This window comes from Mycobacterium sp. 852002-53434_SCH5985345 (assembly GCF_001667155.1).
Lineage (GTDB): Bacteria > Actinomycetota > Actinomycetes > Mycobacteriales > Mycobacteriaceae > Mycobacterium.
In genome coordinates this window covers 18,724-44,646 of the sequence record NZ_LZIE01000053.1, presented here as the reverse complement: position 1 = coordinate 44,646, position 25,923 = coordinate 18,724, and the positions used below count along the sequence as shown (strand labels likewise).

The window sequence follows — 25,923 nt, the reverse complement described above, 5'->3', positions numbered from 1 at the left end:
AACGAACACAAGGTCAGGAGGGGTTCGGGGAGATGAACGAGTGAGTCCTCGTTCAGTCAGCAGGACTGTCTTGCAGCGAGCCTGGATGCCGTTGGTCACCGTGGTCGCGGTCGGTGTCGGTCTGCTCTGCATGCACAAGGTGCACCAGTTCTCGGAACCCGAACCGGTCATCACGGTCAATGGCCCGCAGGCTCCCGAGCAGTTCAACCTCAAACGGATCACCTATGAGGTGTTCGGCTCCGCCGCGCAGGGCGGGAAACTCGTCTACATCGACATCGACGGCCATCCGCATCAGGTTGAAATCACAACTCTGCCGTGGTCCCACACGGAGACGACCACGCTCTCGGTAGCGTCCGGCAGCATCTCGGTGCATGTCCGCGGCGGTCAGGTGGGTTGCCGAATGCTCGTGGACGGCGTGGTCCGTGATGAACAGACGGACGACCATCAGGACGCCGACGTTGAGTGCAGGGTCAAGTCGGCATGAGCGAGCACCGTTTCGACGAGCCCCGGGTCAAGCGCCCGTTCATCCCCAGGATGGTCCGGGCTTTCGCGATACCGATCATCTTGTTTTGGGGCCTGCTCGCGGTCAGCACGAACACCTTTATGCCCCAAGTGGAACGGGTCGCTGAAGAACTCGCCGGACCGATGGTCCCGCATTACGCGCCCTCACAACGGGCGCTGCTGCACATCGGCGAAAAATTTCACGAATCCAACTCGACCAACTTGACCATGGTGGTGTTCGAGGCGAACCGACAGCTGGGAGACGCCGACCACCGGTACTACGACGATCTGATGCGCCGCCTCCAGCACGACACCCGGCACGTGCAATACGTGATGGACCTGTGGGGCAAGCCGTTCACCGCTGCCGGAGCACAGAGCGTCGACGGCAAGTGCACTTACGTGCTGTTGCGTCTCGCAGGCGACATCGGCCAGATTCAAGCCAACCAATCCGTGGACGCCGTCCGCGACATGATCAAGAATGACCCGCCGCCGCCCGGCCTCAAGGTCTACGTCAGCGGCGCGGCTCCGCTGGCCTCGGACACGCTGGCCATCGCAAATGCCAGCCTCAACAACGTCACGATCGTGACGATCTGCCTCATCGTGGTGATGCTGCTGCTGGTGTATCGCGCTCCTTCAACCCTGTTGGTGCCGCTGCTCGGGGTGCTCATCGAAATGCTCGTCGCGAAGGGCATCGTGTCCACGCTCGGTCACCTCGGGTACATCGAACTCTCGTCGTTCGCGGTGAACATCGTCATCGCGCTAACTCTGGGAGCGGGAACCGATTACGGCATCTTCTTGATGGGCCGGTATCACGAAGCGCGACAGGCGGGCGAAAGCCGGGAGGACAGTTTCTACATCGCGTACCAGGGTGTCGCGCCCATCATCATCGGCTCCGGCCTGACGATCGCGGGCGCATGTTATTGCTTGACGTTCGCGCGCCTTAACTACTTCCACACCATGGGGCCGGCCGTCGCGATCACCATGCTGTTCACCATCGCGGCGGCGATGACGCTGGGCCCGGCGGCGCTGACCGTCGGCAGCCTGTTCGGGATGTTCGACCCGAGGACCAACGCCAAGGGATATCTGTATAGGCGGATCGGGGCGAGCGTGGTGCGGTGGCCGGTGCCGATCCTGGTGGCCAGTTCCGCGGTCGTCATGCTCGGGGCGATCTTCGTGCCGACGTACCGGCAGAACTACGACGATCGGCAATACCAGCCGGCCAGTGCACCCGCCAATCTCGGCTTCCAAGCGGCGGATCGGCACTTCCCCAAAAGCAAGCTGTTCTCCGAGATGCTGATGGTCGAAACCGATCACGACATGCGCAACTCGGCCGACTTCATCTCGCTGGACCGCGTCGCGCGGGCCCTGATTCGCCTGCACGGTGTGGCGATGGTGCAAGGCATGACGCGGCCCTTGGGCCGAGCGCTCGAGCACGCCAGCATTCCGTACCTATTCACCACGCAGGGCAGCGGCAACGGCCAACAACTCCCGTTCAACAGGGAGCAAAACGCCAACACCGACGCGCAAGCCGAGATTCAGGCGCACTCCGTCGCGGTCTTACGCAAAGAGGTCGGCTTCTTCCAAAAGGTGTCCGACGAACTGCACCAGACGGTACTCACCGTCGAAGACCTCCAAAGGGTCAGCGACGACATCAGGGACGAAGTCTCGAACGTCGACGATTTCTTCCGGCCGATCAAGAGCTACTTCTATTGGGAGAGACACTGTTTCGACATCCCCATCTGCTGGACGTTCCGCTCCCTGTTTGAGACCATCGATCAAATCGACAAGTTGGCCGACGACATCGCGGACGCGAAAGTGTCTCTGCAGGAGGTGGACAAGACTTTCCCGCAGATCATCGCCCAACTGAAAGCCACCGCGGACGATACCGAGGCACTGCAGTCGAAGTTGGTCAACAGTTACGGATCCGCCGATCTGCAGACCACCCAGACCGAGCAGACATTCGATGATCTGATCAACGTCGGCAACGACTTCGACAAGTCCCGCAGCGACGACTTCTTCTACATCCCGCATGAGGGCTTCGACAACGACGATGTCAAGACGGGGATGAAGTTGATGATGTCGCCGGATGGCAAGGCGGCCCGGTTCATCGTCACCCACGAGGGCGACGCCATGGGCCCGGAAGGCGTGGAGCACGTCGAACAGTTCCCCGACGCGATAAAGACGATCCTCAAAGAGACCTCGTTGGCCGGCGCGCGGATCTACATCGGCGGTTCGGGGGCCAACGACAAGGACATCAAGGAATACGCGATGTCCGACCTGATGATCGCGGCGATCGCCGCCTTCGTGCTGATCTTCTTGATCATGATGTTCATCACGCGAAGTCTGGTGGCGGCCTTGGTGATTCCGGGCACCGTGGCCTTCTCCTACGCCGGCGCGTTCGGCCTGTCCATACTTGTCTGGCAGCACCTGATCGGCCTGCACCTGCACTGGCTCGTCCTACCGCTGACGTTCATCATCCTGGTGGCAGTCGGGTCGGACTACAACCTGCTGCTGATCAACAGGGTCAAAGAGGAGCTGCACGGCGGAATCCACACCGGTCTGATCCGCGCGCTCGGCAGCACGGGCGGGGTGGTGACATCCGCGGGTCTGGTCTTCGCCTTCACCATGCTGGCGATGCTCACCAGCGACCTCAGGACGATCGGCCAGGTGGGTTCGACCGTGTGCATCGGCCTGCTGCTCGACACCCTGATCGTGCGTTCGTTCGTCGTGCCGTGCATCCTGCGGATCCTTGGGCCGTGGTTCTGGTGGCCAACCCTGGTCCGCAGCCGTCCGGCGGTCGCGCGCTAGCCGGCGCCCTTGCCGTTGTCGACCCGATAGACGGCGCCGTGCACGGCCGCGGCGGCATCGCTGGCCAGGAAGGCGATCACGTTCGCGACATCGAGGGGCTGCATCATGCCGCGTGGCGAGGCGGTGCGCATGATCAGGTCGTAGTTGGGATTGTCCGGCGCACTGAAATGTTCGATCTGCGGTGTGAGCATCCCACCCGGGCATATTGCGTTGACGCGTAAGCGATCCGCGGTGTACTCCACCGCCAGGGCGCGGGTAAGTCCGATCAGGCCGTGCTTGGCGGCGCAGTAGCCCGCCGAGTACGCCTGGCCTTCGACACCGGCGATGGAGCCGACGTTGACGATGTTGCCGCCCCGCTCCAGCAGGTGCGGCAGCGCGGCCCGGCACAGGTAGAACGGCCCGTTCAGATTCACCGCAAGATCGTGCGCCCAGTCCTCATCGGTCATTGACTCCGTCCGACGCATCTGGTGGTGGCCGGCGACGTTGACCAGGACGTCGAGTCCGCCCAACTCGCGCACGCACTGCTCGACCGCGTCGCGGCAGGCCTGCGCAGAGGAAACGTCGACTGATGCGTAGGAACCATCTTGGCCGTCGGCGAATACCTCGGCCAAACGTGCGGTATCGCGGCCAATACCGAAAACCGTTGCGCCCTCGCGGGAGAACAGCCGAGCCGTCTCGGCGCCGAGGCCCGACGACGCTCCGGTCACCAGGGCGACCTTGCCCTCCAGCGTTGACATATCAGTCCGTCTCGCTCAATACCGCATCCGAGCAACGCCACCCCGCAGCAGCCCGAGGGGAGCAACAAATCTTGGCCCCCACAAGGTCATTGCCCGGCGCGCGGTTAACAACACGAGCAGACTGATCGCGAGCCGCCCCAGGGCCACCCTGCTCGTTCGCCTTCTCCAGCTTGGCGGCCTCGCCCCCGCGCGTCGGCCGAAGTAATAGCCGACACACATCGCCACCGTCAACGCGGCGACTGCCGCGAGCACCGTCATGATGATGAGCGTTGTGCGTCACCGTCGCGGCGCGATCACGCGCGGGATACACCTTGGCCAAGATGAGGCCAGGGCCGGGTCCGCCGCTATTCGGTCTCGCTGATGACATGAACGGCGACATAGCCGATGGGGATGCCGGTCCAGGTCGCAATGCATTCGCGCGCCGCCAGTTCCACCGCACCCCGGCGGCCGGTCCGCGTGATCCTGCTGATCTCGGGAATCCGGATAATCCACCCGTCAGCGTCACGCGTGATTTCGATATCGAAGCACTGGCCGACCATGGGGCACTTCACACGGGGAGCGGCCCGATGTGCACGGGCGCTGCGCAGTGACTGTCGGCGCAGCAGGGTGGGCTGAATGGGCATGGCTGCTTTCGGAGAGTCGCAATCAGAACCGCGGGCAAGAGTAATGCGCATTCAGACGAAAACCTAATCGGCCAGTCAGACTGGCACGCAACCGATGCGCACTCTCCACCAAGCCGTCGCCGGCACTTAATGTTTGTGCTTATGCGACTGGTCCAGGCGCCTGAACTCGCGGCGAGTGCCGTGTCCGCGTTGATAATCGGCAGTCTTGCCGCCCCGTCGGCGCATGCGGACGGCGGCTATGGGCCCGGCTCCTACGCGGTACCCGCCCAACTCCCCTATGGCACCTACGTCGCCCACGCCGAACCCGGCGACTACCGAGCGGCCTGTGTCTTCACCACGTGGACCAGCGATGGAAGACTGATCAACTCCGACAGCGGGATCCAAACTACCCCGGTCACAGCGGACCTCTCGGCACCCGCGGTGGCGAAGTTCATTACCCACGGCTGCACACCGTGGACGAAGGTCGGATGAGATCAGCGCCGGCGTTTGCGCGAGGCGGCCGAGCGCGCGGGTCGAGCACGCATGTGATCCCGGGCGCGACCCATGATGTCGCCGAGCGCGCGCACGTCCTCGCCGGAAAGCGCATCGAATAGCAGGTCGCGAACAACGTCGATATGGCCCGGTAGGACTTTGGCGAGCCGCGCGTGGCCGGCCTCCGTGATGCGGACGACCGTGGCGCGCTGGTCAGCGTCGCTGGCTCCGCGATCGATGAGGCCCGCATCCTCCAACAGACCCGCCTGATGGGTCAGACCGCTGCGGCTGTAGACCACGCCGTCGGCCAGCTCGGTCATGGTCAACCGGCGCTGGGCATCGGCGAGTTTCGCCAAGATCTCGAACTGCACATAGCTGAGATCGCCCTCGGCCCGTAACTGTCGTTGCACGGCGTACTGCAGCAGGCTGACTCCCTCCATAAGGGCGAAGTACGTGCGCATCTGCTGGGGCTTGAGCGACTCCGTCATGCCGCGATCATAATGCTTCGACCTTGAAGCAATGTGGCCGTTGTCACTCCTCCGTCCGGAATCGCTTTGACTTCGAAACAAGTTATGCCGACTGCAACTGCTTCGATCTCGAAGCACCTACGAATGGAGGAGATCATGAAGGCTGTGCAGTATCACCGTTACGGCGGAAGCGACGTTCTGCGGTATGAGGAGGTTCAGCGGCCGGTGCCCGGCCCGGGCCAGGTCCTGGTGCAGGTGGCCGCCACCTCGTTCAACCCCGTCGATGCCGGCATCCGCGGCGGCTACCTGTCCGAGGTGTACGCCATCTCCTTCCCGCACACCCCGGGCGTCGACGTTGCCGGCACCATCGCCGGGCTCGGCGAGGGGGTGACCGGCTGGAAGGTTGGCGACGCCGTCGTCGGGATGCTTCCGCTGGATGCCCCCGGCGCTGCCGCCGAGTACGCGCTCGCACCGGCCGAGGTGCTGACCGCCGCGCCGAAGTCGGTGCCGCTGGCCGATGCCTCCGCGCTACCGACCGTCGGCTTGACCGCGTGGCAGGCGTTGCTCGAAATCGCCGAACTCCGGGCGGGCCAGTCGGTGCTGGTCAACGGGGCGGGTGGAGCGGTCGGCGGCTACGCGGTTCAACTGGCCAAGCAGGCCGGAGCCGTCGTCACCGCGACCGCCTCGGCCCGCAGCGAGAACCGCCTGCGGCGCCACGGGGCCGACCAAATCATCGACTACATCGACTACGCGGCCACCCCGCTCGCCGTCGCCGGGCAGCCCTTCGACGTGGTGCTGAATCTGGTCAGTACCGCACCGGAGCAGACCGCGGCCCTCGTCGGTCTGGTCGCCGACGGTGGGTTTTATCTCGGCACCATGACGTCGGGAGAGGAGGACCCGGCGCGGCGGGTGCGGGCGCAGCGCGTTTTCGTCCGCAGCGACGCCGCGCAGCTGGGAGAACTCGTCAGCCGGGTCGACGCCGGACAACTGGTGATCGACGTCGCCGACCGCCGCTCGCTGACCGACGCGGCAGCCGTGCACGATGACTCCGACGCCAATCGCCTGCCGGGAAAGACGATCCTGGTTCCTGGGCTGTGAGGTTCGGCCGATCGGGCGCGATAGCGAATGTCCGCCCTCGCTATCCCGCTCGGCTCGGCGGAAACTCGGCTCGCTTCTCGATGGCATCGCGGTAGGCATAAACCCGGCCGGCGACGGTCCCGAGCACCGCGATGGTGTGACCGCCGCGCCCGTACGCGGCGACGAACTCCCACGAGCGGGGATCGCCTTCGATGATTTCGACGGAGTCGTAATCGGTTGGCACGCCCAGCATCTGCAGCTTGACATCATATTGATCGGACCAGAAGTACGGCGCCTCGTCATTGGGTTCAGCGTCCTGCGGCCCGGCCAGCAGGGTCCGGGCGGCGGCCGCACCCTGGCGGCCGGCGTCCTCCCAGTGCTCGGTACGCAGGTGCCGCTCGTACAGCGGGTGCCACCAGCGCGCGACGTCACCGGCCGCAACAACCGGGACGTCCGCAGTGCTGCCGTCGGCGACACCGCAGGCGTCACAGATCACCCCGTCGTCGACGCGCAATCCGGAGCCGTCCAGCCAGTCGGTGGCCGGGGTGACGCCGAGTCCGACGATGACGAGGTCGGCCGCAACCTGCGAGCCGTCGGTGAGCCGAACACCCTCCACCCGACCGTCGCCCACGAATCCGTCGACGCCCACGCCCACCCGCAGGTCCACGCCGCGTTGCCGGTGCAGGTCGGCCCAGCGCGACGCCAGCTCCTCACCCAGCGCGGAAACCATTGGGCTGCTAGCCTTTTCGATCAGCACCACGTCCAAATCCATTGACCGGCAACTCGCGGCGACCTCGGCACCGATGAACCCGCCGCCGACGACCACCACCCGCGGCCGCGAACCCAGCCGGTCCCGGATTGCCAGGCAGTCCTCCACCGTGCGCAGCAGCAGCACCCCGTCGGGAACCGAACCGCCCGGCCATTCGCGTGGCACCGCACCGCTGGCGATCACCAGCCCATCGAACGGCAAGGCAAGTTCTTCGCCGTCGTCGCGCACGTGAATGGTGCGCGAGGACATGTCCAACTTAAGGGCCGATGCGCCACGCAAGACCCGCGCTTCCATGTCGAATTGCGGCGCCAGATCGACGCCGGCCCGGTGCACTTTGCCGGTCAACAACTTCTTCGACAACGGCGGGCGATGGTAGGGGGCGTGCCGCTCAGCACCAACGATCGTCAGGGCACCGTCATAGCCTTCCTGCCGCAGCGTCTCGGCCGCGCGCGTCCCGGCGACACCCGCCCCGACGACGACAACTTCTTTCAGCTGGCGACTCGGCATTGCTCAGCCCTTCACCGTGATCGCCTGTGTGGGACAAGACACCTCGGCGCCGATCAACTGCTGGCGCAGCTCCTCCGGCGGCTCGTCCTGCAGCACGTGCAGACCGTCCTCGCGCACGTCGAACACCTCGTGGCAGATGCTCATGCACACGCCGTTGCCATCGCAGGTGTCGAGATCCACCGAAACCTTCATCGCACCTTCGCCTTTCGCGCTCCGTTGCCGGACGTCTCGATCCCGTCAGTTTGATCCGGCGACTTTCCTTGGGATCGCGCCCGCTCCCGGGCGGCCTTGGCCACCGGCGAATACGCCAGGTAGTCGATCGCCATCTGCGTGGACGCCTCCTCGTTCGGATGATGGCTGGGCCGCATGTACCTCATGGGCGTCGTCACCATCAGCTTCCAAGGGCCAGGCAACCGGTACTCGCGAGCGGCCCAGAGCCAGTCCCGCAAGCGCCACTTGCGGTCGATGGTGGGGTCTTGGGCCATCAGGTAACGAGCCCCCGCGACCCACCAGCCGATGAACAGCGGCGAGACGAACAGCATCGAGAACGCCCTGATCAAGTAGCTCCCGGAGACGTGCTGGTAGACGTCGAAGACCAGCGAGCGGTGCTCGACCTCCTCGGCGCCGTGCCAACGCAGCAGGTCAAGCATCATGGGGTCGGCCTTCGCGTAGTCCAGACCTCGGTTCGTCAGCACCCACTGGCCCAACATCGCGGTGTAATGTTCCAGCGCGGCCACGTCGGCCAGCCGCCGATACAGCCACCACCGCTTCATGGCCGGCGGAAACCACTTCGGCGGGTCGCCCAGCGTCATCGACAACAGCCTCCCGAGCCGATCGGTGTACGGCTTGGTGTCGATGCCCTGCTCGGCGAGGTGGTCGAGCACCACCTGGTGCGCCCACGCATGCCAGGACTCCTGCTGGATGAACGGCTTGATCGCCGCCTCCAACTCCGGGTCATCGACCAGCGACGACGCCTCGAGGACGGCCTTGATGAAGTGGCGCTCGCCCTCGGGCAGCAGCAGGTGCAGGACGTTGATCATGTGCGTCGAGAACGGATCGTCGGGCACCCAGTGCAGCGGCGTCTCCGACCAATCGAACCGGACCATCCGGCGATACATGGGGTGTCCCTCGTGGTGAAGTTGGACCTCGGGCATTCAGAAGCTCCCTCCCGCCTACAGGCCATGCGGGCGTCGATTCTCTGCGAACAACCGTTCACTCGGCCGCGTACCCACGCGCGCGGCGGGTTATGCGTACCGGCGGTACGAGGTTTCTGAGAGTTCGCTGCCGAGCCGGATGTCGGCTTGCCCGGGCGCCATTGACTCGACACGGTGAACCGTAGAAACCGATTCGGATCGACTGCGAAGCGCCACTTATGGTGACAAAAGTCACAAATTTAACATCACGCGATGCAGGACTTGTCGGCGAGTGCGCAGCGGTCGCGCCCTCTCCCCCGGCGCGACGTGTTGCTCTACGCCATCACGATGGCGGCACTGCCAGGGTTGTACGCGGCGTCGACCAGTGTCGCCGTCCCTGCGCGGGCTGCCGCCCCCCTCCGGCTGATCGACTTCGCCACGCGCCAGATTCCAGCCGACCACATCCGGGCTGCGGGGTACTCCGGGGTGATCAACTACGTCTCGCTATCGCGTCCCGGCTCGTCCATGGGCGCCAAGCCGATCACGCGGTCTTACGCCGAGCAGCTGACCGCTAGTGGGCTGATGATCGTCAGCAATTACCAATACGGAAAGCCGGGCGGGACGGCACCATCGGACTTCAGGCGTGGGTTCGAGGGCGGCGTGGCCGATGCGCGCACCGCCTGGGGCCTGCATACCGCGGCGGGTGGTGGCCAGAGCGCCCCGATCTTCTTCAGCATCGACGAAGACATCAACCACGACACCTGGAACAACCTGGCGCTCAAGTGGTTCCGCGGAATCAATTCGGTGCTGGGAGTGCAGCGCACCGGCGTCTACGGTGGTATCGATGTGTGCCAGTGGGCCGCCGCCGACGGGGTGATCGGCAATTCGCGCACCCCCGGCCATCGGTGGGCCTGGCAAACCAAGGCGTGGTCGGGCGGCAAGGTCGACCCTGCCGCTGTCCTCTACCAACGCGTGGTGAGCACGCCGTCGAACCCAGGTCCCGAAGTCGGGGGGCTGCAAGTCGACGTCAACGACGTCCTCGCCGCGGATTGCGGCCAGTGGAACCTGCATCGGTGAACCCGCGCCGACCACAGACGAGGAGTTCGCCGACGCGGCGATCGCCTTGGCCTCGCCGACATCCGGAAAGTTCGTGATGTAGAGGCGGTCGCGATATATAACGCACGCAATTAACGGGGACCGCGGGCCCGGCGGTGATGCGATCGGGGCCCGCCCTGGAAGATGTCGCGGCGTTTAGTGGCACCGACTTAATTCACCTGCAGGTTCGCATGACTGGCCGACCGTGTCATCAGATTTCGCGAGTCGCTAGGACTCACTCGACGACGAGAGGACGTATAGCACCGCGAGCCAATACATAGTGTTATGATGTATATTCAAAGTATGGCCAAGTCGGAAGACGGCATAGACAGGATCGCCGAAGCCGTCCGACAGGCTGCGCTACTGGCAATGCGTCACTTCCTCAATCGCGACGAGCTCAGCGTGTCCGCGATGGAGGTGTTGCACACGTTAAGCCTTGAAGGCCCAACTCGGCTCACTACGCTTTCCGAGGCCATCCACGTGAGCCAGCCGGCAATGACCCAGTTGATCCAGCGCCTTGACCGCCGCAACTTGGTGGCTCGCGTGGCCGATCCAGCAGACGGCCGCGCAACCATCATCAATGTCACTGAGAGTGCACGAGATCTGTTGCGCCGGCTACGCAACGAAGACAGCGAGAAGCTCGCCGCCCTCTTGGCGACGCTCTCTGAGAGCGATCAAGAGGCGCTACGGCTTGCCATGTACGTCGCCGGGCCGATCATTCAACGACTCAATGAAAACGCCGCACTGCTCGCGCAGGCCACCACCGGATAGCGCGCCCGTTGAGACGAGCATATGGAACCGGCACTAGTCACTTGGAACACCTGACGCCAGCTTGATCGCCACGGTCATAGACCCACGAAGTAACTGCAACTATGAACTCCAGGAGAACAATGACGAATCTGCTTGTCCTTGGAGGCAGCGGTCGCACCGGGGTCCATGTGCTCACGCACGCCGCCACACGCGGTCACCGCGTTCGTGCACTGGTGCGAAACCCCGACGCCGTCTGCGCCCCGGCTGGCGTGGAGCTCATCGCGGGCACGCCCTCCAATATTGATGACATCCGCAAGGCCGCCCAGGGTACCGACGCGGTGATCAGCACTCTCAACAACTCGCGCGCCTCGGACAATCCCTGGGCCAAGCCCGTCAGCCCGCCAATGTTCATGACCGACGCGACCCGCAACGTCTTGACCGTGATGGGCGAGCAGAACATCCACCGGATCGTCATCAACTCCACCATGGGCGCGGGCGACGACTGGGCTCGCCTCAACCCGATGGCTAGGTTCTTCATCAACATCTCCAACATCAAGGCCGGCTTCGTCGACCACAACGGCGTCGACAAGATCGTGCGCGCCTCCGAGACCGACTGGACTCTCGCCAGAGCAGTCGCCCTCACCGACAAGCCGGCCCGCGGCCCCGTGCGGGCCGCGGAGGCCGGCACCGAAAAGCCCGGCACCCGGATCAACCGCGCCGACCTCGCCGCTTTCCTGGTTGACACCGTCGAAAACGGCACCTGGATCCACCAAGCGCCGCTTGTCTGGAATACCCGAGGCTGATACGGCCCCGCCATTTGCGCGGCATCTCGGGCGGGTTTCCAGCAGCCGTTGAAAAACCCCGGGGCGCGGACGGGATTGCCACCGAATTTTTGGTGGAGCTAAGGGGACTCGAACCCCTGACCCCCACACTGCCAGTGTGGTGCGCTACCAGCTGCGCCATAGCCCCAAGTCGTGCCAATCGAAGCTACACCAACCGCCACCCTGGTTCAAAGTTGCTGTTCAGGCCGCCTCGCCGTCCGCTTGGGGCTCCGCCAAGCCGTGCTCCGGATGGATCAGCGTCCGCGTTTCCGGCGCCAGAATCCAACCGGCTGCGGCGATCACCAGGACAATCCCGCTGATGCCGAAGCCCCAACCGAAGCTCAATTCCTCGGCGGCCCAACCGACCGTCACGGAGCCGACGATGGCACCCAGATCGGACAGCATCTGCACCGCCGCCACCGGCATTCCAGCGCGCGCCTCGCTGCCGAGAATGTCCGCCACCGCGGCCTGCATCGGCGACATGAAAACGCCTGTGGTCGCACCGGATACCGCCGCGGCGACCATGAACGCCGGCAACGACGACACGACTCCCAGTGCGGCGGTCGCCACGCCGGACGTCGCCAGGCCGATGATCAACAACGTGCGCCGTCCCATCCGGTCGGACAGGTAGCCGCTGGGAACGACGGCCACAGCGTTGCCGGCCGCGAAGGCCGCCAGTGCCACCCCGATCATTCCGACGCTTTCGCCCATGACGTCGGAGAGAAACAGCGGCACCAGCGCGACGCGCAGCCCAAACGCCGCCCAGCCGGTCGCGAAATTGGCCAACAGCGCCGCCCAATAGGCGCGGAATCGCAGCGCCTGGCGCATCGTCACCGTGGACCGTGTCGGCGGACGGGGCGCGGCGAGCTCCGAATGCCGCAGGCCATAAAACAACACCGCCGCAACCCCCAGCATCGCGACGCCGTACACGATGAATGGCGCGGTCAACCCCCACCCCGCGGTCAGGCCGCCGACGGCCGGGCCGCCGACCGCGCCCACCATGAACGACGTGGTGAACAACCCGGCGATCCGTCCGCGCGCATCGGGCGGGCTGATGTGGATCATCAGCCCCAACGCCGAGACGTAAAACATCGTCGAGCCGATGCCGCTGATGGCCCGGAAAGCCAGTAGTTGCCAATAGGCCTGCGAATACGCGCACGCGATGGTGGACAACGCCACGATCAGCAAACCACCGATGTAAATCCGGCGCTCGCCCAACCGCTGCACCAGCACCCCGCTCACCGGGGCAAAACACAACCGGCTCAACGAAAAGACGGTGACCAAGAAAGTCACCGCCTTGATGCTGACCCCGAAGGTATGGGCGAAAGCGGGCATCGCCGGCGAGATGACGCCATAGCCCAGCGCGACCATGACATTCGCCCAGCTCAGGATCCAGACTTCGCGCGGCAGCCGCGGAGAACGGGAACCACATTCTCGCGAACGGGTAAGCCTGGGGGAAAGAGTCACCCAATGACTTTATTAACCACCTCGCGCGCGGCTTCCTGCACCTCCGCCAAATGCTCGGGGCCATTGAAGGATTCCGCGTAGATTTTGTACACGTCCTCGGTGCCGGACGGCCGCGCGGCAAACCATGCGTTGGCGGTCGTCACCTTCAATCCGCCCAGCGCCGCGCCGTTGCCGGGCGCGGCGGTGAGTTTCGCGGTGATCGGCTCGCCGGCCACCTCGGTCGCGGTCACCTGCTCGGGCGAGAGCTTGGCCAGCCGGGCTTTTTGGTCGCGGTCTGCGGGTGCGTCGACCCGCGCGTAGAAGGGTGTGCCGTATTCGGCGGTCAGCTGCTGGTACCGCTGCGACGGCGTGGACCCGGTGACGGCCAGGATCTCGGAGGCCAGCAGCGCGAGGATGATGCCGTCCTTGTCGGTGGTCCACACCGAGCCGTCGCGCCGCAGGAACGACGCGCCCGCGGATTCCTCGCCGCCGAACCCGATGGTGCCGCCGATCAGGCCGTCGACAAACCACTTGAACCCGACGGGCACCTCGACGAGCTTGCGGCCGATGCCGGCGACCACCCGGTCGATGATCGAAGAACTGACTGCCGTCTTGCCGACGGCGATGCCGTCCGGCCAGGACGGCCGGTGCGTGTACAGGTAGTCGATGGCCACCGCCAGGTAGTGGTTGGGGTTGAGCAGCCCTTCGTCGGGCGTGACGATGCCGTGGCGGTCCGAGTCCGCGTCGTTGCCGGTGGCGATCTGATAGCGGTCGCGGTTGGCGATGAGCCCGGCCATCGCGTCGGGCGAACTGCAGTCCATCCGGATCTTGCCGTCGTGATCGAGCGTCATGAACCGCCACGTCGCATCCACCAGCGGGTTGACCACGGTCAGGTCCAGACGGTGCCGCTGCGCGATCTCACCCCAGTAGTCGACGCTCGCCCCGCCGAGCGGATCCGCCCCGATCCGCACGCCGGCCGCGCGGATCGCATCGATGTCGACCACGTTGGGCAGGTCGTCGACGTAGTTGCCGAGGTAGTCGTGGCGCTGGACGGTCCGAAGCGCCCGGGCCAGCGGCACCCGCTTCACCCCGGTACCATCACGCAGAATCTCGTTGGCGCGCTTGGCAATTGCGTTCGTCGCGTCGGTATCCGCGGGGCCGCCGTTGGGCGGGTTGTACTTGAAGCCGCCGTCCGACGGCGGGTTGTGCGACGGCGTCACGACGATCCCGTCGGCCAGCGCTTCGCTGCGGCCACGGTTGTAGGTGAGGATCGCGTGGCTGATCGCCGGTGTCGGGGTGTAGCGATCGCGGGAGTCGATGACGGCCGCTACATCATTGGCCGCGAGGACCTCCAGCGCCGACACCCAGGCCGGCTCGGAAAGGCCATGCGTGTCACGGCCGATGAACAACGGTCCGGTGGTGCCGTGGGCGGTGCGGTATTCGACGATGGCTTGGGTAATGGCGAGGATGTGGGCCTCGTTGAACGCCCCGTTGAGCGCGGACCCGCGATGGCCTGACGTGCCGAACACCACCTGCTGTGCGACGTCGTCGGCATCGGGCTGGATCGAGTAGTAGGCCGTCACCAGGTGAGGCAAATCGACAAGATCTTCGGGCTGGGCCGGCTGACCGGCGCGGGGGTGGGCCATGGTTCTCAATTCTGCCCGTGGCGCACCTCGCTGACTTGTCAGGTACTTTTCTGACGTCCCGGATTCACTTACCGGTAAGTCCTGGCAAGGGGAAGGGATCGCGCGTGGCACACGACTATCGCGAGTTGGCCGCGGTTTTCGCCGGCGGGGCGCTGGGTTCCCTCGCCCGGGCCGGCCTGGGCACGCTCGCCGCGGGTGATCCAGCGAAATGGCCGTGGCCGACGTTCACGGTGAACATCGTTGGCGCCTTCCTGCTGGGGTACTTCACCACCCGACTGCTCGAGCGATTGCCGCTGTCGAGTTACCGGCGCCCCCTGCTGGGCACCGGATTGTGCGGCGGGCTCACCACGTTCTCCACGATGCAGGTCGAGACGCTGAGGATGATCGAGCACGGCCATTGGACGCTGGCCGCGGGCTACACCCTCACCAGCATCACCTTGGGCTTGCTGGCGGTGCACTTGGCCACCAAATTGGTGCGCCGGGTACGGATCCGCGGATGACGGCGGGCGCGGTCACGACGGCTGCGGTATGGGCTGGGGTCGCGCTGATCGGCGGCGTCGGGTCGGTGCTGCGCTTTGCGGTCGACCGCGCGGTGGCCCGCCGGGTCGCCCAATCCTTTCCGTTCGGCACGCTGGTCGTGAACATCAGCGGCGCCGCGCTGCTCGGATTTCTCGGCGGCCTGGTGCTGAGCAAGGAGGCGGCCCTGTTGGCCGGCACCGCCTTCGTCGGCGCCTACACCACGTTTTCCACCTGGATGCTGGAAACTCAGCGGCTCGGCGAGGAGCGACAGGTGCGCGCGGCGTTCGCCAACATCGTCGTCAGCGTCGTGCTGGGTGAGGCGGCGGCGCTCCTCGCGCAGTCGATTGCCGAGCGGCTTTGAGTCACCCCTGGGGAACGTCGTCGGGCGTCCGGGGCAGCACATAGAGCGCCATCCGCCGGTTCGACATGTCGTGCTCGCCGAGGAATGCGCAGCCGCCCCGCTCGCAGAATTTGCGCGCCAAGACATTGCGGTGGTCGGGATCGAACATGATGCGCCGACATCGCGGATCAAGGCCCAAGATGCTGCCCACCAAATGCGGCAGCAGGTAACTGACGTGTCCCCGCTTGATGTAATCCAAATCGGCCACCGCGACATGCAGACCCAGATCGTGCGCATCGTAATCGTACCGAGTGGCGATGGAATCCTTTGCCGCTCGGTACAATTCGATGTAAGCGCGGTCCGTTCCATCGAGCGTCGCGATGAGTGGGCGGGAGAAGCCGCCTCGGAGCTGCGCCCGCAGATAATTACGCCAGCGCGTCATCGGCCACGCGGACTCCCACGCTTCCACCAGGTGCGGCCGGTTCATCCACTCGGCGATCATCTCGGCGTCGGCGTCCGGGTCGACGAGACGCAAACCGTACGGCTCGGGCAATGTGGGTATCGGCGGCGGCGGGACGGCGCGCACCTCGTCGGGGATGTCGGTCAATTCCCGCGGCAGTAGGGGATCCGCCTCGCTCATGCCGGTGCCGCCATCGTCCACTGCTCTGCCAGCTCCGAGACCCATTCGGCAGCCGCATCGGGCCGGTCCGGCGGCGCTGCGACGAGAACCAATTCGTCAACGCCCAACTCGGCGAGGGCGCCGATATCAGCAACGCCCGGATCGCGCAGCGCCACCGCCAGCCGCAGCTGCCCATGATCCCGCCCCGCCTCGGCACACAGCTGCTCCAGTTTGGCGATGCGGTCCCGGACGGCCCCGACGCCGTCGATGTTGAACCCGTACCAGCCGTCTCCCCACGTCGCCACCCGGCGCAGCGCCGAATCGCTATTGCCCCCAACCACGATCGGGATCCGACGATCGTGCACCGGCTTGGGGTTGACACGAATGGCATCGAAGCAGACGAAATCACCGTCGAACGAAGCGACGTCGTCACGCCATAACGCGCGCATCGCCGCAACGTATTCGGCGGTCCGCGCTCCGCGATGGGCGAAAGGCACTGAAAGCGCGGCGAATTCCTCCTTCGACCACCCGACACCGATGCCCAATGCCAACCGTCCGCCGCTGAGCCGATCCAGGCTGGCGGCCTGCTTGGCCACCACCACCGGATTGTGTTCGGGCAGCAGGAGCACGCCCGTCGCCAGTCCGATCCGAGACGAGGCGGCGGCGGCGAAGCTCAGCGCGATCATCGGATCAAGCCAGTCCGCTTGTGCGGGAACAGCGATGACGCCGTCATCCGAATAGGGATAGCGAGAGGCGGGCCGGTCGACCATGACGACGTGTTCGCCGACCCACAGCGTGGCGAAGCCGCAGTCGTCCGCCGCTGACGCGACGGCATCGATCACCGCGCGGTCGGCGCCGGCACCGATTCCCAGGGCGTGCAATCCCAGCCGCATCGCCCGATCGTCTCACGCGTTCAGCGGCTTTTCAGCAGCTCCGCGAGAACGGCCGCCTGGCTGATGTCCGTATCGCGGGTCGCGGTCACCAGGGTGAGAACACCGCGCCCGGTAAGCCTCCGCAGCTCCTCCAGCGCCGCGTTACCCCGCAGTTCCGCCCTGTACCGCGAGGCGAATTCGTCGAATCGTTCGGGCCGGTGCTGATACCACTCGCGCAGGTCCTTCGAAGGTGCGACCTCCTTGCACCAGATACCCACCCGCGGGTCCTCCTTGCGCACTCCGCGCGGCCAGACTCTGTCGACCAGCACGCGCTGACCCTCGTCTGGGGTGACGTCTTCGTAGACTCGCGCCACCCGGATCCGACTCTTGGCGCTCATACTCGCCAGCGTAGCCACGCACGCGTTGTCAGTGACCCCATTTATTATCGAACTTATGTTCGAAGAATTGGCGGAAGGTGACCCGCCGGCCGACGAATCGGCGCTGATAGAGCGCATCGCGGAGCTGGAGACGGTCAAATGCGCGGCCGCCGCGGAACAGGCCCGAGCGGCTGCCGCCCTGGACGCGGCCCGTCGTGCCTCCGAAGCGGCGGCAGGGGTGCCCGCCGCGCGGCGAGGACGCGGCGTGGCCGGTGAGGTCGCACTGGCGCGGCGCGATTCCCCCGCGCGGGGCGGCCGGCATCTCGGCTTCGCCAAGGCCCTCGTCTACGAGATGCCGCACACCCTGGCGGCGCTGGAATGCGGGGCGCTGTCGGAGTGGCGCGCGACGCTGATCGTGCGAGAGAGCGCCTGCCTGGACGTCGACGACCGCCGCGCATTGGACGCGGAGTTGTGCGCCGACCCGGCGAGCCTGGCCGGCATGGGCGACGCGCGAGTGGCCGCGACCGCGAAAGCAATCGCCTACCGGCTGGATCCCCACGCCGTCGTCGAGCGGGCGGCCAAGGCCGAGCAGGAACGCACGGTCATCATTCGGCCGGCGCCCGACACGATGACGTACCTCACCGCGTTACTCCCTGTGGCCCAGGGCGTTTCGGTGTACGCCGCGCTGCGGCGCGAAGCGGATGCCCGCGGTGATGGGCGCTCACGCGGACAGGTGATGGCAGACACCTTGGTCGAAAGGGTCACCGGCCGCAGCGCCACGGTCCCGACTCCGATCGCGGTCAACTTGGTGCTATCGGACGAGACGCTGCTCGGCGGTGACGATGCGCCGGCCGACATCTCCGGCTACGGTCCCATCCCCGCGGCGGTCGCGCGCGCGATGGTCAGCAGCGCTGTCACCGACCGACGTTCGCGCGCGACGCTGCGCAGGCTTTATACGCACCCCCGGGCCGGAGCGCTGGTGGCGATGGAGTCGCGGGCACGCATCTTTCCCCGCGGGCTGGCCACTTTCATCGGGCTGCGCGATCAGCGTTGCCGCACACCGTACTGCGGCGCGCCGATCAGGCACCGCGACCACGCACAGCCGTGGGCCGACGGCGGCCCGACCACCGCGGACAACGGTCTGGGTCTGTGCGAAAGCTGCAACTACACAAAGGAAGCCGCGGGCTGGCGGGTCAGCACCGGTGTCGACGAAAACCACACCCATAGAGCACTATTCACGACGCCGACCGGCAAGAGCTACCGATCGACGGCCCCGCCGCGCGCCCCCGCGATCACGGTCAGCAAGGTGGAAATCCGCATCGGAGTGTCACTCGCGCGGCATGCGGCCTAGGTCCCTTGGTCGGTGAACCGCGAGACGTCGACGACTTCACCGCGATTGATGCTGACCCAGTCGCGCCCATCGAGGTAGGGACGCAGACTTCGACCGATCAGGTCGACATCGGCCGCGGACTTGGGCCGCTGCAGCTCGTAGACGTGGGGCAACTCGGCCATGCCGGTGACGACATTCCACAGCGTCAGGGCTTTCGGCCCGGTTGGCGGATCCACCAGGACCGGACCAAAGAGGCACTGTCCCAACAGGAACAGGGTCGGCACCCCGTAGCCGCCGGCATCGATCACCCGTTGATGGTCGCGGTGTATCTCGTCGTGGGTTGTCGGATCGCTCAACGCCGCATCGAAAACCGACGCCTCGGCGCCGATGTCACTCAGCAAGCGCCGGGCAACCGCGGGATCGTGCGGCTTGCCGCCTAGCGTGTGCAGTTCATGTCCGATGGCGGCGTACCAGCGATCCAGCAGCGACATGTCCGTTCGGCGCAGTAGCGCCCCGATGCGCATCAAAGACCATCCATACGACCACTCCCGCTCCCACGGGTGCTTCTGGCCCTCTGACCGGTTGACCTCCTCGAGGCTGAAGAATCGCCAGTCGACGGTGATGCCCAGTTGCTCGCGAACGTCGCGGATCCACAACGAGGTCTGGTAGGCGAAAGGGCACATCGGGTCGAAATGGAAGTCCACCACAATGCTCATCTCGGACCCGTTCCGCCGCTCAGTAGTGATAGGTGTCCGACGGCGCGGGGGAATGATCCCGTTCTTCGTCGTCGAATTCCGACGATTCTATGTCGTAGGCGCGAGCCAGCTCGAGGATCTTGGTGGCCCTGGCAATCCGCGGCAGGTCGGAGCCGTTGCGGATCTCTCCCCCATCGCGTTCGAATTCGGCGAAAAACTCCTTGGCCCAAGAGATTTCGTCCTGCGACGGCGACAGGCCCTCGTTCACCACGGCGCATTGATCCGGGGTCAGGCAGATTTTGCCCGTCATCCCGAACTCCACGGAGACGGCGGTGGCTTCGATGAGTTTCAAAGCGTTGGAGCCGATCGTGGGTCCGTCGATTGCGCTCGGCAGGCTGGCCGCCTTGGCGGCGATGGTGAAGCGCGACCGGGCGTAGGCCAGCGTGCTCGGGTCTTCCCCGAAACCGGTATCGCGGCGGAAATCGCCGATGCCGAAGGCGAGCCGGAAGGTGCCCTTCGCCGCGGCTATTTCGGTGATGCGTTCCAGCCCGCGGGCCGTTTCCACCAGCGCCACGATCGGCACGTTCGGCAGCCGTTGCGCGGTCTCGGTGACGTGGTCCACCGATTCGACCATCGCCAGCATCACCCCGCCCACCGGAGTGCCGGCCAGCGCGGCGAGGTCGTCCGCCCACCACGGGGTGCCGAAGCCGTTGACGCGGACCCAGTCGGTGTTGCCGGCGCCCAGCCAACTCACCACGTTGTCGCGGGCGGTGTGCTTGTCTTTCGGCGCGACGGCGTCCTCGATGTCGAGTACGACGATGTCGGCCCGGGAATGTGCCGCGGACTGGAACCGGTCGGCGTGGGCACCGTTCACCAGGAGCCAACTCCGGGCCAACACGGGATCGATGCGGTAGCCGATGACGTCGTCGGGCTCCGTCGCGCTGCTATTGACCTGGTCGTACATCTTTAGCTGATCAGCCGTCTTTCGTAATCGCCAACGTGGGGTTAGTGCCTTAACCGTAGCGATATCTCCAAACGGGCGGTCGGGCATGCCCCGGGAAAGCCAAGACGCCCGGGGCGCGCGGCACGCCCGACGACGCCCCGCGGCGGGGAACCCTTTGCTTTACTGCATCTTCGCCTCGACCGACGAAGGCCGCCCGGGCGGAGGGAACTCGCCCGGGCGGCCTTGCAGATTCGCCTGATCGACTAGTTGATGCCGACGACCTCTTGCGCGATCGCGGCGACACGCGTCTGTGCGGCCGACACGACCCGCTGGCGGTTCTTGTTCGCCTCTTCGTAGGCGATGATCGCCCGCACGTCGCTCGGGTTGGTGAGGTCCTTCACCTCGGCGACGGCCTCGCTGACGTTGAGCTCGTCGTAGTTGGCGATGGGCAGCTCGTCGGCGTCGAGCACCCCTACTGCGGCGCGTGCCGCGTGCAGCGCATCGGCCGTCTGCCGGGCCCCCTCGTTGCGGGTGACCCTTTCGGCCGCCTCGAGAGCGGCGTTCCGCGACGCCGCGAGGGCGCGGGTCGCCACGTCACCGGCGTAGGCGCCCCGGCTCACCAGCTCGTTGAAGGTCGGCCTGGCCGAACGCAGCGCGTCCGCGGCCCTGTCCACACCCCGGACCGACCACTCGACCGGCAGGTTCACCAGTTTGACCGCCGTACCGGCCGCCGCCTGCAGCGGTGTCCGGCGCAACGCGGCGGGGCCACCAAGCGCATCCTCGGCAAGCACGGTCGTCAGCCAATCGACGGTCGCCGAATGCGCCGTGATCAGCCGCGTCGCCAGGCTCTCGATTTCGGGAAGCTGCGCCGCGACGGCCAGGGCTTTGAGGTAGCGGGCGCGGTCCAGCAACTGGTCCTCCAGCGCCAGGTCACCCAGAAGCGCCTCGTCGAACGGCTGGGCCTGTTCGGTCAGTGCTTTGACCGCAGCGGCGGCGCGGCCCAGGAAGGGGCCGACGATGTCCGGGACACCGCCGAGCTCACGGATCGCCTTCTCTATGGCCTCGGAGCGCTCGCGCCCGTTCGACGCGTTCTGCGTCAGCTCGCGCTCGACCGCCTCGGTACGCGCTTGTGCGATGCGCGTTTCGGCGACCTGGATCTCCGTGTTGGTCAGCTGGTGAAGCGCACGCAACTGCGCCAGCACCGTCGTCTTGTCCGATGAAGTCATCAAAAATTCGCCTCCTGCGTTGATTGTTGGATCGGCACGAAAGCGCCTCTGTTGGGGCTACCCATTCCGGCGGCGGCAAATAACATGGCCTCCGCCATGTGATCCAGATCGCTTTTACGGCGAGGGCATCCCGGCGGAGCAAACAAGTCGATGCCCCTGCGAGAGTTTCACGCCTGCCCTCCGGGGTAGCCATGCTTTGCCACGCCGCCGCTTCGGTGGAGCGTCGCTTTCCGCGAGGACTAGAGCACCCTGGTCCTTCAAATGTGTCTCGGCACCCTTCAGGGCTTCGACCGAGGCAAACCCGCTAGGAGTACACATGCGTAGGACCATTGCGATCGTTTCGGCCACCGGGGCGCTGTTGTTCGGTGGGGCAGGCGTCGCCAACGCCGCCAGCTCAACCACTCCCGCACCGACGTCCACCACAACGACGTTGGCGGACAACGACAACAACAACAACGGCCAACACAACGACAACACCGGGCTGTGGGGCCTGCTCGGCCTCCTCGGCTTGGGCGGACTCGCCGGACTGAAGCGCCGCAAGGACGCCGTCACCGGCACCGGCGTCGGACCAGCCGCCACCGGCGACCGTCGCGTCTAGTTCCTCCGCTCGGCTTCAGATCCCCGTCAGGCGCCGCGCCTGGCGGGGATCTGGCTCGGCGCCCGAACAGAAATTGCTTGTGCTTCAAACGATTCCGCCCGCGCCCGCGAGGCCTCGTTTAGGGGTTTGTACAGCGGGTATGCCTCGTCAAGCCGCACACAGCCCATAGTGCGAGTCCCAATTCCCCGAGAGAACAGCGAGGTATGGCGATGGCCGACATGATTGTCCAATCGCCCGACGAAGTCGTCGCATTTCTGAAAGCGCAGCACAACCTCATCGAGGACATGTTCGACGAGGTGCTGCACGCGTCAGATCCGCAGGCGCGCGAGAAGCCGTTCTCGACGCTGCGTCAGCTGCTGGCCGTCCACGAGACAGCCGAAGAAATGGTGGTGCACCCGCGCGTGCGCCGCGAGGCCGACGCCGGTGACGAGATCGTCGACGCCCGGCTCAAGGAGGAGCACGACGCCAAAGAGCTGCTGTCGAGCATCGAGAAGCTCGACGTCACCTCGAAGGAGTTCATCGACGAGGTCACCAAGCTCCGGGAGGCCGTGCTCGACCACGCCAAGCAGGAGGAGAGCGAAGAGTTCCCCGTGCTGCAACGCGAGGTCGACGACGCCGACCTCAAGCGGATGGGTGCGGCGGTGCGGGCGGCCCAGGCCATCGCGCCTACCCACCCGCATCCCGGCGTGGAATCGGCCAAGCTGAACTTCGCTCTGGGCCCGTTCGCGTCGATGCTCGACCGCGCCCGCGACCTCATCGGACAGGCCCTGGGCTCGTAGGACTTCCGTAGGCTTGTTGAGGTGAGTGTCGCCCCGGATATGACCGTCGCTCTACAGGACCGGTTTTTCCGCGAATTGCCGGAGATGGCCGTCCGCTGGAAAGCTGAGGCGCCCGCCGACTTGCGGCTGCTTGCCCTCAACGAGCGGCTTGCCGCCGAACTCGGCCTGGACGCCGGCTGGCTGCGAAGTCCGGATGGGATGCGCTTCTTGGTGGGCGACCTGGTCCCCAGCACCGCCGTTCCGGTGGCCCAGGCCTATGCAGGGCATCAGTTCGGCGGCTTCGTCCCCCGGCTTGGTGACGGACGCGCGCTGCTGCTCGGCGAGCTCGTCGACGGCGACGGGCGGCTGCGCGACATCCACCTGAAAGGCTCGGGGCCGACGCCGTTCGCCCGCGGCGGGGACGGCCTGGCGGCCGTTGGGCCCATGCTGCGCGAGTACATCGTCAGCGAGGCGATGCATGCGCTCGGGGTGCCGACGACGCGATCGCTGGCCGTCGTGGGGACCGGCCGCCCGGTGCTGCGTGAGGCGGAGCTGCCCGGGGCCGTGCTGGCCCGCGTGGCCAGCAGCCACCTGCGGGTGGGCAGCTTTCAGTTCGCCGCGTCCACCGGTGACGCCGACCTGCTGCGCCGCCTCGCCGACCATGCGATCGCCCGCCACTACCCCGGCGCCGCGGACGCCGAACGCCACTACCTCGCGTTGTTCGAAGGGGTGGTCGCCGTGCAGGCAGCGCTCATCGCGCGCTGGATGCTGGCCGGATTCGTCCACGGGGTGATGAATACCGACAACATGACGATCTCCGGCGAAACGATCGACTACGGACCGTGCGCCTTCATGGACGCCTACGACCCCGACACCGTCTTCAGCTCGATCGACTTCTGGGGGCGCTACGCGTACGGCAACCAGCCCCTCGTCGCCGGCTGGAATCTCGCCCGATTCGCCGAGACGCTGCTCCCGCTGGTGTCCGACGATGTCGAGGAGGGGGTCGCGCTCGTGGAGAATTCGTTCGGGGTCTTCCAGCGCGAATACGACGCCGTGTGGTCGTCCGGAATGCGTGCCAAATTGGGTTTGTCCGCGGACGTCGACGCCCAAGAGCTGAAGGCGCTTTGCGACGAGTTGCTCGCCCTGCTCAAGGCCAGCCACGTCGACTACACCTCGTTCTTCCGCCACCTCGGCCGCGCGGCACGAGGCGATGCCGAACCCGCGCGCGGCTTGTTCATCGACCTCGCCGGGTTCGACGCGTGGCTGTCGCGGTGGCACACCCTGCGCCCCGACGCCGACGCCATGGATCGGGTCAACCCGATCTACATTCCGCGCAACCATCTGGTCGAGGAAGCCCTGGCGGCCGCCACGGCGGGCGACCTCGGTCCACTTGACCAGCTCCTCACCGCGGTCACCGCACCCTATGAAGAGCGAGTGGGGCTGGAACGTTACGCCAATCCGGCCCCCGAGGACTTCGGTAAGTATCAAACGTTCTGCGGCACTTAGCGTTACGTGAGTTTCGCGAATTCAGCCTGCAGCTCATCGAGGCGGAGAAGGGTTTCGTCGCGAGGCTCGGTGGGCAGTTCAACCAGCAGGTGCTGCAACCCGAGAGCGCGGTAGCCCTCAAGCTCTTCCGCCGTCGGCGCGCCGCCGTGAAAGCTGATCACCGGCACGTCCCGACCGGCCATGTCGCGCAGTTGCTCCAATTGCGGCGCCAAAACCTGCGCCGATGGTGTCATCGACAGCCAGCCGGCATGCAGCCTGGCGATGCGTTTGAACCCCGCGGGTCCGCCGCCGAAGTACAGCGGCGGGTAGGGCTTCTGCACCGGCTTGGGCCAACTGTAGATCGGGTCGAAGTTTACGAATTCGCCGTGAAATTCCGCTTTTTCGTGCGTCCAAATCTCGACCATCGCGTCCAGTCGTTCGTCAACCACTCGTCCTCGGACCCCGGGATCGACGCCGTGGTTGGCGATCTCTTCGCGCAACCAGCCCACACCGACACCGAATCGGAACCGTCCTCGCGACACCAGATCCAGCGACGCCACTTCTTTGGCCGTGTGAATCGGATCGCGCTGGGGCACCAGCGCGATGCCGGTGCCCAGGACCAGCCGCTCGGTGACGGCGGCCGCGGCGGTCAACGCCACAAACGGATCCAGGGTGCGGTAGTACTTCGGCGGGATGGGACCGCCGGCCGGGTACGGGGTTACGTCGCCCGCCGGAATGTGGGTGTGCTCGGCGAGGAACAGCGACTCGAATCCACGCTGCTCGAGCGCCTGCCCCAGCTCCATCGGGCCAATGCCCTCATCGGTTACGAATGTCAGTACGCCTACGCCCATGGTCTCAGTCAACCGCATCGGGCGCGTTCCGGCGAACGCGTGACTGCGGTCGGGCCGCGCCCCAGAGCCCCACACCGATGCCGATGACGGCGCCGCCCAAGCCGATGATCCGTTGCGAGGGCTTCAGCTCGTCATGGACGCTGATGCCGCCGAGCAGGTCGGCCGCGTCGGCACCGCCGGATGCCAGGAACCAGCCGCGGGTGTTCTTGCCGCGCGACGCCGCCATCGCGAGCATGCCACCGATCAAGGCGTCGCGATATCCCATGGATCGCAACAACAGTCGCGCCGTCGGCGCCGGCTCGCCGGGATCTCCCCAGAACCGGTTCGCGGTCAAGGGGTCGACGAGGAACCAGACGCCGGAGGTGAGTCGGATGCTGCCCGCGAGAAGTGCCGCTCGGTCGATTGACATGCTCGGCAGCCTAGGAGCAAAACGCGCTCCCGCGCACGGCTTCGCCCCAG

Annotated in this window: 29 protein-coding genes and 1 tRNA gene; 13 read left to right on the top strand and 17 right to left on the bottom strand. The window is 66.1% G+C overall.

Going from position 1 to position 25,923, the window contains the following annotated elements; translation table 11 throughout:
• The first annotated feature begins 85 nt into the window (after positions 1-85).
• Positions 86-484 carry an MmpS family transport accessory protein gene (locus tag A5756_RS11655; RefSeq protein WP_066952267.1) on the top strand — a complete coding sequence of 133 codons (399 nt, stop codon included), beginning with the start codon at positions 86-88 and terminating at the stop codon, positions 482-484.
• On the top strand, positions 481-3,309 hold the full coding sequence (locus A5756_RS11650) for an RND family transporter (protein ID WP_066952265.1): 2,829 nt from the start codon (positions 481-483) through the stop codon (positions 3,307-3,309). Before A5756_RS11655 ends, A5756_RS11650 begins: the two co-directional genes overlap by 4 nt.
• Here A5756_RS11650 and A5756_RS11645 read toward each other — a convergent pair.
• Together A5756_RS11645 and A5756_RS11640 are read right to left on the bottom strand one after the other, a co-directional pair.
• On the bottom strand, positions 3,306-4,046 hold the full coding sequence (locus A5756_RS11645) for an SDR family NAD(P)-dependent oxidoreductase (protein WP_066952263.1): 741 nt from the start codon (positions 4,044-4,046) through the stop codon (positions 3,306-3,308). The genes A5756_RS11650 and A5756_RS11645 overlap by 4 nt on opposite strands.
• Before the next feature lie 344 nt (positions 4,047-4,390).
• Positions 4,391-4,585, bottom strand: a complete 195-nt coding sequence (locus A5756_RS11640) for a long chain fatty acid-CoA synthetase Faa4p (protein WP_066952261.1) — start codon at positions 4,583-4,585, stop codon at positions 4,391-4,393.
• A 264-nt stretch (positions 4,586-4,849) separates the two neighbouring features.
• Here A5756_RS11640 and A5756_RS11635 point away from each other — a divergent pair, with 264 nt between their 5' ends.
• On the top strand, positions 4,850-5,140 hold the full coding sequence (locus A5756_RS11635) for a hypothetical protein (RefSeq protein ID WP_156659456.1): 291 nt from the start codon (positions 4,850-4,852) through the stop codon (positions 5,138-5,140).
• 2 nt (positions 5,141-5,142) lie between these two features.
• On the opposite strand, the gene A5756_RS11630 is transcribed toward A5756_RS11635, so the two are convergent.
• Positions 5,143-5,628, bottom strand: coding sequence for a MarR family winged helix-turn-helix transcriptional regulator (locus A5756_RS11630; RefSeq protein ID WP_066952257.1), 486 nt, complete (start codon positions 5,626-5,628; stop codon positions 5,143-5,145).
• A gap of 135 nt (positions 5,629-5,763) precedes the next feature.
• Here A5756_RS11630 and A5756_RS11625 point away from each other — a divergent pair, with 135 nt between their 5' ends.
• Positions 5,764-6,705 carry an NADP-dependent oxidoreductase gene (locus tag A5756_RS11625; RefSeq protein ID WP_066952652.1) on the top strand — a complete coding sequence of 314 codons (942 nt, stop codon included), beginning with the start codon at positions 5,764-5,766 and terminating at the stop codon, positions 6,703-6,705.
• Positions 6,706-6,745: 40 nt separating this feature from the next.
• Here the strand turns inward: A5756_RS11625 and A5756_RS11620 are convergent, their stop codons facing one another.
• The 3 genes from A5756_RS11620 to A5756_RS11610 are packed head-to-tail and all read right to left on the bottom strand — an operon-like array spanning position 6,746 to position 9,114.
• A complete protein-coding gene (locus A5756_RS11620) occupies positions 6,746-7,960 on the bottom strand; it encodes an NAD(P)/FAD-dependent oxidoreductase (RefSeq protein ID WP_066952255.1) in 1,215 nt (404 codons plus the stop codon).
• Between the two features lie 3 nt (positions 7,961-7,963).
• On the bottom strand, positions 7,964-8,152 hold the full coding sequence (locus A5756_RS11615; protein WP_066952253.1) for a ferredoxin: 189 nt from the start codon (positions 8,150-8,152) through the stop codon (positions 7,964-7,966).
• Positions 8,149-9,114: a metal-dependent hydrolase gene (locus A5756_RS11610; RefSeq protein ID WP_066952251.1), complete on the bottom strand. Its 966-nt coding sequence runs from the start codon at positions 9,112-9,114 to the stop codon at positions 8,149-8,151. Before A5756_RS11610 ends, A5756_RS11615 begins: the two co-directional genes overlap by 4 nt.
• A 252-nt stretch (positions 9,115-9,366) precedes the next feature.
• On the opposite strand from A5756_RS11610, the gene A5756_RS11605 reads away from it, so the two are divergent.
• The 3 genes from A5756_RS11605 (at position 9,367) to A5756_RS11595 (ending at position 11,741) form a co-directional block, all read left to right on the top strand.
• Complete coding sequence (locus A5756_RS11605; RefSeq protein WP_066952249.1) at positions 9,367-10,170, top strand: DUF1906 domain-containing protein; 804 nt, start codon at positions 9,367-9,369, stop codon at positions 10,168-10,170.
• 321 nt (positions 10,171-10,491) lie between these two features.
• Positions 10,492-10,959: a MarR family winged helix-turn-helix transcriptional regulator gene (locus A5756_RS11600; protein WP_066952650.1), complete on the top strand. Its 468-nt coding sequence runs from the start codon at positions 10,492-10,494 to the stop codon at positions 10,957-10,959.
• 119 nt (positions 10,960-11,078) lie between these two features.
• Positions 11,079-11,741, top strand: coding sequence for an NAD(P)-dependent oxidoreductase (locus tag A5756_RS11595; protein WP_066952247.1), 663 nt, complete (start codon positions 11,079-11,081; stop codon positions 11,739-11,741).
• 90 nt (positions 11,742-11,831) lie between these two features.
• Here A5756_RS11595 and A5756_RS11590 read toward each other — a convergent pair.
• The 3 genes from A5756_RS11590 to pgm form a co-directional block, all read right to left on the bottom strand.
• A tRNA-Ala gene (locus tag A5756_RS11590) sits at positions 11,832-11,907 on the bottom strand.
• Positions 11,908-11,960: 53 nt separating this feature from the next.
• Entirely contained in the window at positions 11,961-13,130 is a 1,170-nt protein-coding gene (locus A5756_RS11585; protein ID WP_066952245.1) for an MFS transporter, read from the bottom strand.
• A 92-nt stretch (positions 13,131-13,222) separates the two neighbouring features.
• Complete coding sequence (gene pgm / locus A5756_RS11580; RefSeq protein WP_066952243.1) at positions 13,223-14,851, bottom strand: phosphoglucomutase (alpha-D-glucose-1,6-bisphosphate-dependent); 1,629 nt, start codon at positions 14,849-14,851, stop codon at positions 13,223-13,225.
• A 104-nt stretch (positions 14,852-14,955) separates the two neighbouring features.
• On the opposite strand from pgm, the gene crcB (A5756_RS11575) reads away from it, so the two are divergent.
• Together crcB (A5756_RS11575) and crcB (A5756_RS11570) are read left to right on the top strand one after the other, a co-directional pair.
• A complete protein-coding gene (gene crcB / locus A5756_RS11575) occupies positions 14,956-15,351 on the top strand; it encodes a fluoride efflux transporter CrcB (protein ID WP_066952241.1) in 396 nt (131 codons plus the stop codon).
• Positions 15,348-15,731 carry a fluoride efflux transporter CrcB gene (gene crcB / locus A5756_RS11570; RefSeq protein WP_066952239.1) on the top strand — a complete coding sequence of 128 codons (384 nt, stop codon included), beginning with the start codon at positions 15,348-15,350 and terminating at the stop codon, positions 15,729-15,731. Before crcB (A5756_RS11575) ends, crcB (A5756_RS11570) begins: the two co-directional genes overlap by 4 nt.
• A gap of 1 nt (position 15,732) precedes the next feature.
• On the opposite strand, the gene A5756_RS11565 is transcribed toward crcB (A5756_RS11570), so the two are convergent.
• Genes A5756_RS11565 through A5756_RS11555 form a run of 3 tightly spaced genes read right to left on the bottom strand, consistent with a single transcriptional unit; the run spans position 15,733 to position 17,599 of the window.
• Entirely contained in the window at positions 15,733-16,350 is a 618-nt protein-coding gene (locus tag A5756_RS11565) for a GNAT family N-acetyltransferase (RefSeq protein ID WP_066952647.1), read from the bottom strand.
• On the bottom strand, positions 16,347-17,222 hold the full coding sequence (locus tag A5756_RS11560) for an LLM class F420-dependent oxidoreductase (RefSeq protein ID WP_066952237.1): 876 nt from the start codon (positions 17,220-17,222) through the stop codon (positions 16,347-16,349). The genes A5756_RS11565 and A5756_RS11560 overlap by 4 nt, the downstream gene beginning before the upstream one ends.
• Before the next feature lie 20 nt (positions 17,223-17,242).
• Positions 17,243-17,599 carry a DUF488 domain-containing protein gene (locus A5756_RS11555; RefSeq protein WP_066952235.1) on the bottom strand — a complete coding sequence of 119 codons (357 nt, stop codon included), beginning with the start codon at positions 17,597-17,599 and terminating at the stop codon, positions 17,243-17,245.
• A 55-nt stretch (positions 17,600-17,654) separates the two neighbouring features.
• On the opposite strand from A5756_RS11555, the gene A5756_RS11550 reads away from it, so the two are divergent.
• Complete coding sequence (locus A5756_RS11550; RefSeq protein WP_066952233.1) at positions 17,655-18,929, top strand: HNH endonuclease signature motif containing protein; 1,275 nt, start codon at positions 17,655-17,657, stop codon at positions 18,927-18,929.
• On the opposite strand, the gene A5756_RS11545 is transcribed toward A5756_RS11550, so the two are convergent.
• The 3 genes from A5756_RS11545 to A5756_RS11535 form a co-directional block, all read right to left on the bottom strand.
• On the bottom strand, positions 18,926-19,624 hold the full coding sequence (locus A5756_RS11545) for a DsbA family protein (RefSeq protein WP_066952231.1): 699 nt from the start codon (positions 19,622-19,624) through the stop codon (positions 18,926-18,928). The genes A5756_RS11550 and A5756_RS11545 overlap by 4 nt on opposite strands.
• Positions 19,625-19,643: 19 nt before the next feature.
• Positions 19,644-20,567, bottom strand: coding sequence for a CoA ester lyase (locus A5756_RS11540; RefSeq protein WP_066952229.1), 924 nt, complete (start codon positions 20,565-20,567; stop codon positions 19,644-19,646).
• Between the two features lie 242 nt (positions 20,568-20,809).
• Positions 20,810-21,772, bottom strand: a complete 963-nt coding sequence (locus A5756_RS11535; RefSeq protein WP_066952228.1) for a hypothetical protein — start codon at positions 21,770-21,772, stop codon at positions 20,810-20,812.
• Positions 21,773-22,088: 316 nt separating this feature from the next.
• On the opposite strand from A5756_RS11535, the gene A5756_RS11530 reads away from it, so the two are divergent.
• The 3 genes from A5756_RS11530 to A5756_RS11520 all read left to right on the top strand — a co-directional run bounded on the left by A5756_RS11530 (position 22,089) and on the right by A5756_RS11520 (position 24,634).
• A complete protein-coding gene (locus A5756_RS11530) occupies positions 22,089-22,370 on the top strand; it encodes a WGxxGxxG family protein (RefSeq protein ID WP_066952226.1) in 282 nt (93 codons plus the stop codon).
• Between the two features lie 209 nt (positions 22,371-22,579).
• Complete coding sequence (locus A5756_RS11525; RefSeq protein WP_066952645.1) at positions 22,580-23,149, top strand: hemerythrin domain-containing protein; 570 nt, start codon at positions 22,580-22,582, stop codon at positions 23,147-23,149.
• Positions 23,150-23,188: 39 nt separating this feature from the next.
• The gene (locus tag A5756_RS11520) at positions 23,189-24,634 is read left to right on the top strand and encodes a YdiU family protein (protein ID WP_197505767.1); all 1,446 of its coding nucleotides are present in this window, start codon (positions 23,189-23,191) and stop codon (positions 24,632-24,634) included.
• Positions 24,635-24,636: 2 nt separating this feature from the next.
• Here A5756_RS11520 and A5756_RS11515 read toward each other — a convergent pair whose 3' ends face one another.
• Both A5756_RS11515 and A5756_RS11510 read right to left on the bottom strand, forming a co-directional pair.
• The gene (locus A5756_RS11515) at positions 24,637-25,464 is read right to left on the bottom strand and encodes an LLM class F420-dependent oxidoreductase (RefSeq protein ID WP_066952222.1); all 828 of its coding nucleotides are present in this window, start codon (positions 25,462-25,464) and stop codon (positions 24,637-24,639) included.
• 4 nt (positions 25,465-25,468) lie between these two features.
• Entirely contained in the window at positions 25,469-25,873 is a 405-nt protein-coding gene (locus tag A5756_RS11510; RefSeq protein WP_066952220.1) for a DUF4267 domain-containing protein, read from the bottom strand.
• Positions 25,874-25,923 lie beyond the last annotated feature (50 nt).

Coding starts and splice junctions, on each gene's coding strand:
- A5756_RS11510 (WP_066952220.1), bottom strand. CDS start 25,873: ATGTCAATCGACCGAGCGGCACTTCTCGCGGGCAGCATCCGACTCACC.
- A5756_RS11620 (WP_066952255.1), bottom strand. CDS start 7,960: ATGCCGAGTCGCCAGCTGAAAGAAGTTGTCGTCGTCGGGGCGGGTGTC.
- A5756_RS11520 (WP_197505767.1), top strand. CDS start 23,189: ATGACCGTCGCTCTACAGGACCGGTTTTTCCGCGAATTGCCGGAGATG.
- A5756_RS11655 (WP_066952267.1), top strand. CDS start 86: ATGCCGTTGGTCACCGTGGTCGCGGTCGGTGTCGGTCTGCTCTGCATG.
- A5756_RS11610 (WP_066952251.1), bottom strand. CDS start 9,114: ATGCCCGAGGTCCAACTTCACCACGAGGGACACCCCATGTATCGCCGG.
- A5756_RS11595 (WP_066952247.1), top strand. CDS start 11,079: ATGACGAATCTGCTTGTCCTTGGAGGCAGCGGTCGCACCGGGGTCCAT.
- A5756_RS11640 (WP_066952261.1), bottom strand. CDS start 4,585: ATGGTCGGCCAGTGCTTCGATATCGAAATCACGCGTGACGCTGACGGG.
- A5756_RS11585 (WP_066952245.1), bottom strand. CDS start 13,130: ATGGTCGCGCTGGGCTATGGCGTCATCTCGCCGGCGATGCCCGCTTTC.
- A5756_RS11615 (WP_066952253.1), bottom strand. CDS start 8,152: ATGAAGGTTTCGGTGGATCTCGACACCTGCGATGGCAACGGCGTGTGC.
- A5756_RS11565 (WP_066952647.1), bottom strand. CDS start 16,350: ATGAGCGAGGCGGATCCCCTACTGCCGCGGGAATTGACCGACATCCCC.
- A5756_RS11650 (WP_066952265.1), top strand. CDS start 481: ATGAGCGAGCACCGTTTCGACGAGCCCCGGGTCAAGCGCCCGTTCATC.
- A5756_RS11535 (WP_066952228.1), bottom strand. CDS start 21,772: ATGACTTCATCGGACAAGACGACGGTGCTGGCGCAGTTGCGTGCGCTT.
- A5756_RS11545 (WP_066952231.1), bottom strand. CDS start 19,624: ATGAGCATTGTGGTGGACTTCCATTTCGACCCGATGTGCCCTTTCGCC.
- A5756_RS11630 (WP_066952257.1), bottom strand. CDS start 5,628: ATGACGGAGTCGCTCAAGCCCCAGCAGATGCGCACGTACTTCGCCCTT.
- pgm (WP_066952243.1), bottom strand. CDS start 14,851: ATGGCCCACCCCCGCGCCGGTCAGCCGGCCCAGCCCGAAGATCTTGTC.
- A5756_RS11625 (WP_066952652.1), top strand. CDS start 5,764: ATGAAGGCTGTGCAGTATCACCGTTACGGCGGAAGCGACGTTCTGCGG.
- A5756_RS11550 (WP_066952233.1), top strand. CDS start 17,655: ATGTTCGAAGAATTGGCGGAAGGTGACCCGCCGGCCGACGAATCGGCG.
- crcB (WP_066952239.1), top strand. CDS start 15,348: ATGACGGCGGGCGCGGTCACGACGGCTGCGGTATGGGCTGGGGTCGCG.
- A5756_RS11515 (WP_066952222.1), bottom strand. CDS start 25,464: ATGGGCGTAGGCGTACTGACATTCGTAACCGATGAGGGCATTGGCCCG.
- A5756_RS11555 (WP_066952235.1), bottom strand. CDS start 17,599: ATGAGCGCCAAGAGTCGGATCCGGGTGGCGCGAGTCTACGAAGACGTC.
- A5756_RS11530 (WP_066952226.1), top strand. CDS start 22,089: ATGCGTAGGACCATTGCGATCGTTTCGGCCACCGGGGCGCTGTTGTTC.
- A5756_RS11605 (WP_066952249.1), top strand. CDS start 9,367: ATGCAGGACTTGTCGGCGAGTGCGCAGCGGTCGCGCCCTCTCCCCCGG.
- A5756_RS11540 (WP_066952229.1), bottom strand. CDS start 20,567: ATGTACGACCAGGTCAATAGCAGCGCGACGGAGCCCGACGACGTCATC.
- A5756_RS11600 (WP_066952650.1), top strand. CDS start 10,492: ATGGCCAAGTCGGAAGACGGCATAGACAGGATCGCCGAAGCCGTCCGA.
- A5756_RS11560 (WP_066952237.1), bottom strand. CDS start 17,222: ATGCGGCTGGGATTGCACGCCCTGGGAATCGGTGCCGGCGCCGACCGC.
- A5756_RS11645 (WP_066952263.1), bottom strand. CDS start 4,046: ATGTCAACGCTGGAGGGCAAGGTCGCCCTGGTGACCGGAGCGTCGTCG.
- A5756_RS11525 (WP_066952645.1), top strand. CDS start 22,580: ATGGCCGACATGATTGTCCAATCGCCCGACGAAGTCGTCGCATTTCTG.